The organism is Asticcacaulis aquihabitans, from assembly GCF_032490435.1.
Lineage (GTDB): Bacteria > Pseudomonadota > Alphaproteobacteria > Caulobacterales > Caulobacteraceae > Asticcacaulis.
In genome coordinates this window covers 576,598-589,200 of record NZ_JAVGWM010000002.1, presented here as the reverse complement: position 1 = coordinate 589,200, position 12,603 = coordinate 576,598, and the positions used below count along the sequence as shown (strand labels likewise).

Annotated in this window: 5 protein-coding genes; 1 reads left to right on the top strand and 4 read right to left on the bottom strand. The window is 52.2% G+C overall.

Annotated features, from left to right (window positions below; genetic code table 11):
* Positions 1 to 301: 301 nt before the first annotated feature.
* From RCJ00_RS09290 to RCJ00_RS09275, 4 genes are all read right to left on the bottom strand, one after another.
* On the bottom strand, positions 302 to 1,456 hold the full coding sequence (locus tag RCJ00_RS09290; RefSeq protein ID WP_316221544.1) for an FkbM family methyltransferase: 1,155 nt from the start codon (positions 1,454 to 1,456) through the stop codon (positions 302 to 304).
* A gap of 7 nt (positions 1,457 to 1,463) precedes the next feature.
* Positions 1,464 to 5,660 (bottom strand): glycosyltransferase family 4 protein, encoded by a 4,197-nt coding sequence (locus RCJ00_RS09285; RefSeq protein WP_316221543.1) that lies wholly within the window; start codon positions 5,658 to 5,660, stop codon positions 1,464 to 1,466.
* Position 5,661: 1 nt separating this feature from the next.
* On the bottom strand, positions 5,662 to 7,815 hold the full coding sequence (locus RCJ00_RS09280; RefSeq protein WP_316221542.1) for an FkbM family methyltransferase: 2,154 nt from the start codon (positions 7,813 to 7,815) through the stop codon (positions 5,662 to 5,664).
* Positions 7,816 to 7,979: 164 nt separating this feature from the next.
* Positions 7,980 to 10,076 carry a capsular polysaccharide export protein, LipB/KpsS family gene (locus RCJ00_RS09275; RefSeq protein WP_316221541.1) on the bottom strand — a complete coding sequence of 699 codons (2,097 nt, stop codon included), beginning with the start codon at positions 10,074 to 10,076 and terminating at the stop codon, positions 7,980 to 7,982.
* 1,367 nt (positions 10,077 to 11,443) lie between these two features.
* Here RCJ00_RS09275 and RCJ00_RS09265 point away from each other — a divergent pair.
* Positions 11,444 to 12,601: an efflux RND transporter periplasmic adaptor subunit gene (locus RCJ00_RS09265; RefSeq protein ID WP_411267530.1), complete on the top strand. Its 1,158-nt coding sequence runs from the start codon at positions 11,444 to 11,446 to the stop codon at positions 12,599 to 12,601.
* Positions 12,602 to 12,603: the final 2 nt, after the last annotated feature.

Here is a 12,603-nt window from a genome sequence, read left to right as displayed (position 1 = left end):
TGAAGCACCAGGCACCCAGGCCATTAAGCGATCATAAATCCATCTGTCCTCGCCAATCAGATGCGGATCAAAATTTGGATTAGAACCGCTTAACAGGCCGGCTTCGACCGGACTCGCCGGCGCAATTTTTTGAAGTTTACGCTGTATGTCCTCAGGGAGCATGCCAACAAACTTCCGCAAGACGCTGCGCATTGCTGGCTGGCTACGTACAAAACGCGCGGAAAGTCTTATTATCCGTCCTATGCTAACCTTGGTCGCGGCAAAAACCGACATTCATAATAACCAGAATTTTTAACCGCTGCTACGAAAGGCTGGCCTTAACAAACGACGGTATCTCGTCCTTATGAAAACACAACAGGTCACCAATGCGCTTGGACAGGCTTGCGGGTTGAAGTGTTATTGGGTCATAAGGCACGTAATCGATAGACTTGATTACATCGAACAGATCGCGGTCGTCGTCAGGCGCAAACCAGGCAAACCATTCGACAAACAAAACCGGTTTGGACTTGGCGAACAGGTCACGGCAGGGACGAATAATCTCCTTGTCGTATCCTTCGCAGTCAATTTTGATAAAGCCTACGGGCTGGCCAATATCGGTTTCAATCTGATGGAATAACGTTTCCATACTTACACCGCGGGCCTTGTATTTGACGCCAGCAACATCACGCAATTTTTTTGCAAGATCTGCGGACAGCCCGCCTTCGAGTACCCCACCGTTGCACTCTGCATTGCCGTGATCGGCCAGTTCTATCTCATCCATATCGGAGTTGGTAATCGCGGCCTCGACGACGTAGAAGTCACCAATATGTGTATTCATTGCCAGGTTGACATGCAGCACCGGAAGAACCGCAGGATTTGGCTCAACAACAACCACATTGCTCTTTGTTTTCGGTACCGCATCATACCCGATTAGCGCCATAGGGATCGCCGTGTCACCGGAATGGCCACCAATATCGACAGCAACTGTCCCGCGCTTTATCACAAAATCCCAATGATAGTCCAAGGGCGCATGTACAATCGACGTTAATGAGCGCCCGCTTTCACCCGGATGATTCCATTCGCCCCATACAGCTCGACCGTTTCCTCCTGTCCACCTTTCAGTGGGCACAGAATGAAGCTTTCTCAGAATCCCTAAGTCGTAAGTCGTCTCTGCATCATCGAGCGGGATTATTGCGCGCAGAATTTGATCAGTCATTTGAAACCTATAAGTTCTTATGTCGGAATTTCGACAATCCCCGCCAGCTTTGGCAATCACCAAAAGGAAATTTTTCCTACCTCTTTCATAAGAAAGAGGTAACCAAACACCAATGAATGAGACATTGATGATGTTTAAAGCATACTCCCGCGCCCAGAACAAGATGACAACCTCGATGGGCGCAACAAATTCTTGCTCGCCGAAATGCACCAGGTTTTTGACTAGAGGCGATCCGAACTGGCTTTGTCTTTCGGTTGCCATGGGTGGGTTAGTGTGCGACTGCCACTTCAGCCTGGTTAGTTACGTTCACTTGGGTAACCTCGACAATATCGCCTGCTCCCGTCCAGACTCGTACCTCTAAGTCCTGGATAGATTGTGATGGTGCAACGACAAATGATGCCAAAACCCCATCCTTCTGCGTCCCAAACGGGACCCTTGCCAACACTTGCGCTCCGCGGTCGTAAGCGACATCGACATAGCTGGACCCACATTCCAATTTTTCGAGATGTCCATTAACCTCGACTATATATGACCCGACCTCCAGGGGTACATATGGACCGAAAAGAAGATACCCAGCATCGCCACTGCTCTTAACCCCACCCGCAGTTGGAATACCGTTTAGGCTGCCAAATCTCCTGTCATGCGCCTTATACACCTTGCGCCCTTCGGCCTTTCTTATTTTGTACCACTTTTCATCGAAAAGCACGGCTTTAAGCTGCGCCGCACTTTCGGCCCAGCTGAGCCCCGATACGTCAAATTGGGTAACCAGTTTGTTTTCAACAGGCCGCTCGAGCCAGTCACCAAGGACATCGGCCAAATTATCCGGGTCCAAACCATTGAAATAATTTGGATAATCCCCTCCGACTTCGCGAAAAACAGGCAAGTCACGCGCAACAACAGGCAGATTATGCTGCATCGCTTCAACCAGCGGGAGCCCGAATCCTTCCCCTTCGGAAGCGAATATCAGGCAGTCCGCTGACCGATACAATTCCTCAAGGAAGCGATCGCTTACGTTCTTCAGCCAAAACAGACGCTTGCCAAATTCCGCATGTTTCACCATGCGATCGGACAACGCTTCAACATTCCATCCTTTTGCGCCGACGACAACCCAACAGACGTCCTTACCGTCCGCCCACAGCCGCTCCATGGCCTTAAGCGTTTGGAGATGCCCTTTGCGCGGCTCGACGGTCGATACCGTTAAGAAAATCCGATTATGTTTGATGGCTGAAATCAGACGCTGATCCTCCACGCTCGGCCCTTTTATACTTTGCTCTCCGCGTATATCAGAGCCAAGATAGAAATAACCGATATTCAGCGCGTTACCATCGGCATAGCTTTTATCTAACCAAGTGTTCAGCTCATCCGCCACGGTTCTCGAAATGCAAATGATACCGTCGTGTTTTGCAATACTTCCCAACCAATTCATGTAGGCCATTTCTGTCCCCTCTGGGAAATAGGCCGGCAAAATCAAGGGTAGAAGGTCATAGACAATAAAATAAACCTTGGCGCCGGCTTGCCGCATTTGCGAGAGAAAAGCTTCCTGTCGTGGCGCGATGACCAGATGAAGATCCAAGCCCAAGAAAATGTCGTCAGGCTTAACGTCGATAGGTTCCTCCGCCAAGTCTAGATCAGGCAAACCCGTAAAATTAAAAAGAAACTCCACCGCCGAACGATAGCCATCTGCTTTTTCGCTAGCGCAAACCGGCATGACCCTGTAGCCCGGCGGCGGCGACTTCAGGAGTTCACGAAGTATACCTCTCGTAACTCTCTGAATACCGCTGCGCGAGTCCTTCCTGACAAGTTCGCTGACGTCGACAAACAGTGTATGCTCCCCCCTCTGGTCGCTCCGTCGCCCCAACATCACACTTGCTTTTGCTGCAAAATTGGACAGGTCCGTATCAGTTGCATCCTGTCCTGAACTCCGATTCCATTCGGTCTGCCAGCCGTCTTTCAAAATTAGGTTCAACAGGTTTTGCGCACTTTGCATCCAGGTTAGCCGCCGCAGGCCGGAGGTTGTCGGCACCTGTCCCTTGCGGCGGAGCTCGAGCCAATTTAGAAGCGAGCTATACAAATCCTCCGCTTCCAAGCCGGAAAAATAGTGGGCATGTACTCCGGCAATCTCCCTAAAGACAGGAATATCGCGCGCAATCAGCGGCAAGCCGTGGGCGGCAGCCTCAACGACCGGCAGCCCGAAGCCTTCGCCTTCCGAAGCCGCAATTAGGCACACCGATGCAGAATATACTTTGTTGAGATACTCGTCACTTATCCCCTCAAGCCAGAATAATCGGCCGCCAAGTTCTTTATGCGTACGCAAGGCTGAACCGAGCGCCTGAACATTCCAGCCCTCACGGCCCACAAGAACCAGATTGACGTCTATCCCATCGCTCCATAGGCGGTTAAACGCTTCGAGAATCTGCTTTTGCCCCTTTCGCGGCTCGATAGTGCCGACAACCAGGAACGTCAGCTTTCCCGCTAGCTTCGCCAACACTTCTTTTGCGTCATCCGGAAGCCCTTCATCGGGGCGCGACCCATTAATATCCGCAGCAATATGGGACCAGCCAATTTTCAAGGGACGCAACCGAGTGGGGCCACTCCGGTCAAGCCAAGTCAGAAATTCCCGCGCCACGGTCTCGCTGATAGACACCACACCGCTCGCCCGGGCCAGAATCTTTAGCCAGTCGGAGTGGAGCTCACCCATATGCGTCTGGAATTTCTCAGGCATAAGCACCGGCAGAAGGTCGTATAGCATAAAGTACACGCGCCCACCCCGACTGCGCATCTCGGCAAACGTATTCCTGTTCGTCAAGGTGACGTCATGTTGAAGGTCCAGGCCGAGAAAGATATCGCCCGCCGAAAAGCGGATGATTTCGTCTTCGTAATCACAATCAGGCAAACCTAAAAACTGGCACCGATACTTCCGTGCATAACGATATCCTGGCCTGTCATGCGCGCCGTATACCATCTGGACGTCGTAGCCCATGGGTGGATTTTGCAGAATTTCGTTTACTAGGCTACGAGTCACTCTCTGGACACCACTTCTGGCATCGTGACGCGCCAATTCCGAAACGTCGATCAACAATTGGCGCACGCCCGTCTGGTAATTGTTCGCTATGTGACGCGATTGCTCACGCACCACCTCCGCCGGGGGCTGAAGCATGGACACCAGCGGCACAACCTGCCTGGCCATCTCAGGAATGAGGTCGGCGACATAGGCCGGCCGGTCGCTGAGGCGTATCACGTCAGCGCTTTTCACGCTATTTTCCATCGCCGCCAAGGTCTTCCGTGCACTGATATCCCAAGAGAATTTCTTTGCCTGGTTTAGGCTGTGAGTCCTCAGCAGATCGTTGAACGCTTTATCGGTCAGCGCCTGGCTCATCTTGGCCGCGATTGCCCCTTCCTCGAACGGATCAAACAAGGCGCTTTCTAGGCCGATAACCTCCGGGATGCTGGTATTGTTCGAACCAATAACGGGTGCGCCGCACGCCAAGGCTTCGAGCGCCGGCAGGCCGAAACCTTCATGCCAAGACGGAAAAACAAACAAGTCCGTCGTCGAATAAAGTTCGACCAGTTCCCTGTCTGTAACGCGGCCGGTAATGACCAAATCGCCGTCATTGAGGCCATAATCCCTTGCCTCCTGCCTGAATCGAATATCATGCTCTCGGGGGAGGCTGCCCACAAAGACAAGCTGATGATCTTTCCGAATGGCGGTTGGCAACAATCCAAACGCCCGGATCAGCCTTAGATGATTTTTCCGCTCGTCCGTCGCACCAGAATACATAACAAACGAGTCTTTTATACCGAACTTACGTCGTATAGCGTCCTGCGCATTTAAATCCAGCTTCTGAGGCACGAACTGCTCGTCGACAGCCGCCATTATATTTGCGATGCGTTCGGGCGGGATCGAAAGATAGTCGACAAGCTCATGCCCCGCAGACTCCGAAATCGCTAAGAAGAGGTCGGCTTTTTTGAGGAACTCTACTTTTCTATTATAAAAATGTTCGTATGCCGGGTTGGGATCTAGGTAGACTTCCTTTTGTGCCAGAGGGATGAGGTCGTAAAACGTAACCGCAGTCGCTATATGCCCCGGCAAACGCCCGATCGACGTGACAACGTCGTCTCCAAATCCTTCAAACAGACTTGATATGTGAACAAAATCGGGCTCCAAGCTCGCCAGAAATGCTTCCCTCGTCAACTCGGCGACTTCGCACTGCCATTGCGTCCCCGCGATCAGGGGCGTCGTTGGTCCGACAGCATTCCAGACCTTAATATTCTCTTGCGGCAATAACCCGTCGAACGCCGCGCGAATGGGCTCGATTGTTTCGGAGATCATACCGTTGAGCGCTATAATAACTTCATGGCTGCCACGGTTTTTCACAAGAGCTTTTGCTAGGGAAAGGCTATACCTGCCGATTCCGCGGTTCCGGCTTTCGCCCTGAACACCTTGGAGGTCCAGAACAATTTTCATCTTACCGCGCCCCTGACTCATTAGACATAACCAAATCGAAAAATGTTAGTTCGTTAATTTTCTGCGTTTTTTCAGAAATTCGACCAAACTTCGGGCCAACACCGACGATCATCGGCTTAGAACTCGCTGGGACGGCAGGGACTTCTACGGCAACTGCATTCGACGCTTTCTCAATTATGGGCGCCTCAAGTTTGGTATCGATGGCCCCACTATATTGAGCTTGTCGGGCCCGCAATATTCCAATCTGGTTCTCCAAGACCCTCACCGCACGTTCTATTGCGGCTCTGCCAGTAATCTTCCACCACAAATTTCGAACAGAGCTTGCGGCCGCCCTCATCCTAGAACGCGTAGCAATAAGTCCCGGCAATACAGCATTCACCGACCTGCCTTCAGCAGAGGTTCTGATATCAAAAACGATACGACGCTTATCATCCCCGCGACGAACACGTTCTAAATTTTGTGCAAGCCCTCCCTCGTCCGGCTCTCGCCTCAGTACAGAACGATAAATCGCAAATACAAAATCGATGTCAGCGAGCCGAAGCAAATCATTTAGAGATTTTATCTCGATGGCTGGAGTTGCGCCATCACGACCACTTTCAATCGACGGGTACGGATCCGACGCATGACCTAAACGCAATCTTTCCGGCGGCCAGATGAAGCGAATGACGGAATTATCTTCAATTGCGGCCGCTCCGGACGCCAGTCGCTTAAGCGCCCGTAGCGGCCGTGTCAGCTTCCAAGAGTGACTGGTTTTGACCGCCACCAATTGCTCCTGAATTCCCAAAAAGTGGGTGTACATTTCATTTGCCGCATCAGAAAGCAACTCAGACTGGAGCTGTAAGGTCCCAAAAGTCTCAGCCATCTCAGTTTCGCGCCCCGCCGCTTGCGCCAGAGATGCCTGCAACTGGTCCATCCTGTGAAGCCATTCCTTTTGGGCAACTTCGAAACTGTCCCGAGCCTGATCGCGCTCCGCCTGCGCCTGGACGAAACTCTCTTGAAACTCACGCAATAAGCCTATATTTTTAAGCTCCTGAGCCTTCAGCTGACTGATTTCATCTTTTAAATCCAGCTCACGTGCGGCGAATTGCGATGCAGACAGCCGTAACGTTTCGTTAATCTGCAAGATCGTTCTATTTAATGCCTGCTCACGATCTGCTGCAGCGTTTTCACGCTCCACTGACCGCTTCTGCGTTTCAAGCAATTCCGTGGTCAGAGATTCGATTTTGGTCCTAAGACTGCCCTCGCGCTCCCTCGCCTCCCTCTGCACCTCGATGAGTTCGCTGGCGATTGCGCTTAACTTTGCTGTATGAAGCTGATCCTTGCTGCGTTGTACAGCGACATGCTGGCGCTCGGATGCCTCACGCGCGCCCTTCTCGCGTACAACCGTCTCGTTGGCGGCTTGCAACTGCTCGTTAAGCTCACCTACGTTGACTAGCCCTTGCTCAAGGACGTGTCGGCAGAAGGGAGCGGAGGCCAAACCGCTCAGGCAGAAGTCATCGGTTAAACTTGCGCCATAGGTGAAATATCGAGCCAGGTCCTTTTTTTCCGGAGAAACGTAATATCTATTAAGCCCATCAAAATAGACAAAGACATAGCCGCGCTGAAGTAACAACGGTTCCCATTCGAAATGAGCTTCGATAGTTGTCAACGGAAGCGTACTTTCGACCACTACGATCCAAGGTAGGGCGTTCGAAGCTCCCCATCCCCGAAGAGCCTGCCACTCCATGCCCTCAATATCCACCTTCATCCAGTGGATGTCTTGGCCGCGTGCCATTTCAAAGACGTCCGCCAATGTAACAGCCTGGACCGATATTTCCCTGACCTCGAACCCGCTCTGACGATGTTTTTCCGCAATCTCAGCATCGCCAGTTGAAATTCCGGTCCCCGGAATTTCATAAAAAATTAGCTGTCCGCGCTGGTTGGAGGCGGCGGCTTCAAGCACAACGTCCCCCGTGCGCGCCGCGCGCAGCTGTCTCGCGTAATCTGGTGTCGGCTCGACATGAACACCACGCCACCCCTTGTCATAAAAAAGCTTAGTAACCGAATCTATTACCGGATCTTGCGCGCCAACATCGATATAGAAGCCGTCACTTACTGTTTTTAAAGCGCGCCATAGAAGCACATCTTCAAAATTTTGCGCGTACGAAATCAGCATTTTAAGATTTTAACTCTTCAGAAAAACGGGAGGCGGCATGCCCCCTCAGGGTTAGCGCCGCCAAACTAACCTAAACTACAGGGCGGAGAAAAAAGAGGCAATCTCGGGTATCGATTAACAATAAACTCTGCGTCAACCTGCCCCGAAAGGCCAACCCATACCTCTTAGTCCGCCGAAACTATACTAATACACTCTATTGCGACTGTGAGATGCCGGACATCCTCGTTGATTCCGACCTGAATCGGAACTCCCCCGCCATTTGAGACAATACCCAGAAACTGATATCCGGGCTCAACTCGCTCCAATCCAGGAACCTCTAAAAGGAACTCCGCCATCTCTGGATGGTCAATCTCGATCTCAGACGTTGCGTATCCATTGAGCTCAAGTCTAAAAGAGGGTTTCGGCAGGCCGGCGTATACAAGGCCGCGGCACCTAATACGAACCGAAACCCCTCCGCTTACCATAGTCGACACATAAATAAGGAAGGCGGACCTTCCTGCGGGCAGCCAAGTCCCCCAGGCTTCGGCTTCATGCGGCCCAAGAACCGGAATAAGATTTTCGCTCCCGGCGCTGAAATCGACGTCTGTCCGCTGATCTTCTTCACGTCCCCCTATAGTCGCAGGCATAAAATTAACATCGATCGGCAAGCTAACACGCGGCTGACCCGTCTCCACGGAGTAGAAAAGCGCGCGGGCAAACTGATCCCCCATCGGGTCGTATGACTTTATGCGACGGATCTGACGTTGCCAGTAGTCAATTTCCGTCGCTTCATCGAATTCACCCAAAAACGTTGAGTAGATATTAAACAGTACAACTTCGTCAAATATGAATGCCGCAGCTGCATCACGGCTACCGGGACTTTCGGGACGTCCCTTGATGACATCAAGCAGCATCCGGAAATAGGCATCACGGCTTTCCGCGACCCTTGCCAAGCCCAGGTCCGAATAGAAACCCCGACCACATAACACCACTGGTATACCCAGATAGGCGGCCAAGATGCCAGGACTTCCACGGACCGTGGTTGCCATGTCTGCAATAAGATAGCAGACTTGAGGGGATATGCCGTGAGCCAGAAAATGTATGTGGGAACAGTGCTCATATTGCGCTATGAGCCGCCGGACGGCACCGGTTGTATTGTATATCTCATCGTTCGGATGAACCCTTATCACCCAATTAACTTCCGGATGGCCATATGCAAAGGCCAGCACCTCTTCCAACCAGACATAATTATCGGCGAAGATTTGGGTGTCGTTCAACGCGATATCGGAAAATGTAATCGTATACAACACCACTGTCGGAGCCGCAGGATCGAGATTCAACGCTTGCAATATGAACGATTGCGCCGCCCTCAACGCTTCCCCCTCAGGCCTCGCTACCGACTGTGTCAAAGCTCGGTGCGAGAGGTGAAAACCGTGTGAGCATACCAGATCCACATGCTTGTAGATATGGTCTCGACCATTGGCAATAAGGGTCTCATATTGCTTCTGGAGCATTGAAACGCTTTGCTCTCGGATCTTTCCCTGAAGAGTTTGTCCGAGCTTCGGCGCCCCCTCCAATATATGCGCACGGACAAAACCCTCGTTGCGGATGAAAAGAACCTTCCCCTTCCGCCTAAGCGTCCTATCCGCAATCAATCCATAAGGGGAATAATCCGAATGACCGGTTACAAACCATACGGGCTCCCAAGCGGAAAACTGAATATCCACTGCCTGAAGCAAGCACAGCAGATTCGCCCCTACCGCGACAACACGTTCGTCTACGAAATCCAATGTTTCGATACAATAAATTCGCAGCACGCTATCGTAAAGCAATCTGCCGACAGGCAAGCCATCATCGAGAGTCCAGGTACGGAGGAAATCGCGCATCGCACTCCCCCGTGCCTCTATATCCAAACCAGCAGAATGGAGCGCGTCCTTGAGAAGGACCAGAAAAGCGGCGGTATCCTGCCAGTTGTCAAGGGTAACCAACTCGACACCAAACGACTGTGCCAAAATGGCAAGTGCCGAGGCCGACCGGCGAGGGCACGAAGTTGGGACAATGCCAAACTCCCCAGTTAAGCCGATAACAGGGCGCCCGGTTCTAAGGCCAAGCAATCTTCCCGCTAAGATATTCCGGAGAAGATACCCTGGATGGTCATGCATTAGGTCGACATAAATGGCACCGAGGCCTACCTCTCCCGCCAAGTCATATTGCTTCCAAAAGACAGTGTTCAGACCGGCCCATGCGCGAAAGTCCTTAACACATGCATCATGAACGTTCATTGAAGATGCCCTTCTGATATATCATACGCTATACAATAAAATAAAGCATTTTATAAACAATGTTTAGATCATAGAGATCGTTTCTCGACTAGCAAGCGATAGTTTTGTTATTTAGCAGTAGAAATATGCGCCCATAACGACAGCCTTAGAATAATCGCGCCTTTGGGATTCCGATTCGTGCTCAAGACCCTTTAAATTTTTTGCTTCTTCTTTATTTGGCCGATCCACTTAACGCCCGGAGGTTCCTGGGTGGGAGTAATTTATTTTTGCTGAACGAAGCACAGATGCACCGTGTTGATTCGTATTTTTCCGTCATGTGGAATTGCGCGTGCGAATCATCGGCTGATTGTCAGCGGGATAATCTAGGTAATTCGAAAAGCGTTGCGCTTGCCCCGATACTCCGCACGCGGTTCGCACGAGCCAATCTAAAACCGGTTTGAAGCGCACCGGATTGGGCAGGGGCCCTAGCTCGTGAGTAGATTAAGACCATAACGAACAAGACGACGAATGAATTCCCCCCCAGAGCTGCGACCACTTTGTACGGAAGGCTCTGGATCACGAAGCCGATTACCCATCGCAATGCCCCCATCTTGTCTGTGGCCCAGAAGATCGGCTGTATTAGGCATGTTAAACCACTTGATGAGGAAGACTGAGGTCGACAGCGTAAGCGTGCAGGCGCCTCGCCTGATCTGGCCGAGAAGATGAACGTCCTGGAGCGCGAGAACCAGGAGCTTCAGCAGGCTAATGAGATATTGAGCAGGCCTGCTTATTCGCCTAGGTGGTGCTCGACTGCCCGTTCAAGCGCTGACTGCGTTCATCGACGATGAGACATACGGGCGTAGTCACATCAGCGCCATCGGTGCGAGCCTGATGGCTATGGCCGATCTGCAGGTTTTGCCGATTGCCTAGTATACCTATTTTGAACGCATCGTTCAGCATAATGATCCTGCTCCACCGTCTGCGCGGGTGAAGCGTGACCTTAAACTCAAGCCAGAAGTTGCACGCGGTTTGCCGGTAACTACCAGACTTATAGCGTCGATGAGGTCTGGCAACTGATGAGGCCGGCGGGTATCGAACCATTGGTCGGAGTGTTTGCGGTTTCTACGACAACGCCTAGGCTGACACCGTCAACCGGCTTTACAACGCCAAGGTCATTCATCGAAAAAATCCATGGCGAAACTTGGAAAATATAGAATATGTCGATTCGCTCTCCAACCGAATGCTTCTTAAGCACATATGCAATATACCTCTTTTCGAGCGGTTAGTAATTATCACCAGACAAAAACTGTCATCATTCGCGTATTTATATTTTTTCGCCGGATTTGACGCGCGATAGCGTTAAGGTGACGGTATATAATGAGGCCTCGATGTTGAAACCCGCTTTTGTCCCTGTCGCCGCGTTGATGTTGAGCGTCGCTTGTCTCGCCGGCTGTGCAAAAAAAGACGACGCCGGGGGTAAAAGGGGACCAGGGGGGGCGGCCAATGTTAGTTATGTCGTGGTCTCGACCCAACCGCTGAGTTTGACACAAGAATTGTCGGGACGGACTTCGGCCTACCTAGTATCGGACGTGCGGCCTCAGGTGGGGGGCATTATCAAATCGCGCCTGTTTACCGAAGGCGGAGTCGTGTCGGCGGGGCAGTCGCTTTACCAGATCGATCCCTCGACCTACCAGGCGGTGCTGGCCAGCGCACAGGCGCAACAGGAACAGGCCCAGGCTAATTACGATGCCGCCAAACTGAAGGCTGATCGCGCCAAGCAGCTGATCGCCATCAAGGCCGTCAGCCAGCAGGATTATGACGACGCCCAGACCGATCTGAAAACCGCTGCGGCGACGCTTGCCCTGCAAAAAGCCAATGTGCAAACGGCCAGCATCAATCTCAACTATACCAAGGTCGCCTCTCCTATTTCCGGCCGAATCGGCAAGTCTGCGGTCACGCCCGGCGCGCTGGTGACCGCCAATCAGACGACACCTCTGGCCACGGTTCAGGATCTGTCTAAGATTTATGTCGACATAACCCAATCTGCCACGGACGTGCTGAGGTTGAAGAAATCCCTGATGAGCGGTGAACTCGGCGCGGTTGATCATGCCGACGTCAGCCTGACGCTAGACGACGGTTCGGCCTATCCCCTGACCGGCCGTCTGGAGTTTTCGGACGTCAGCGTCGATCCGTCGACCGGGTCCGTTACCCTTCGCGCGGTGTTCCCCAATCCTAACGGCCTGCTGCTCCCGGGCATGTATGTCCGCGCGCGTATCGTCAAAGGCACGGTGGCGCAAGGCATCCTGATCCCGCAGGCTTCCGTAATCCTGGACGCCAAGGGCGGCGCCAGCGTGCTACTGGCCGGTGATGACAACAAAGCGCACAAGCAGGTAATCAAACTAGGCCAAATGCAGGGCAGCCAGTGGCAGGTCATGGAAGGCCTCAAGGCTGGTGACAAGGTGATCGCCGAGGGCGCCATGAAGTTGAAGGACAAGGGCGATATCAAGGCGAAGCCCGTCAAGCCCGCTCCTGCAACGGAGCAATAAGT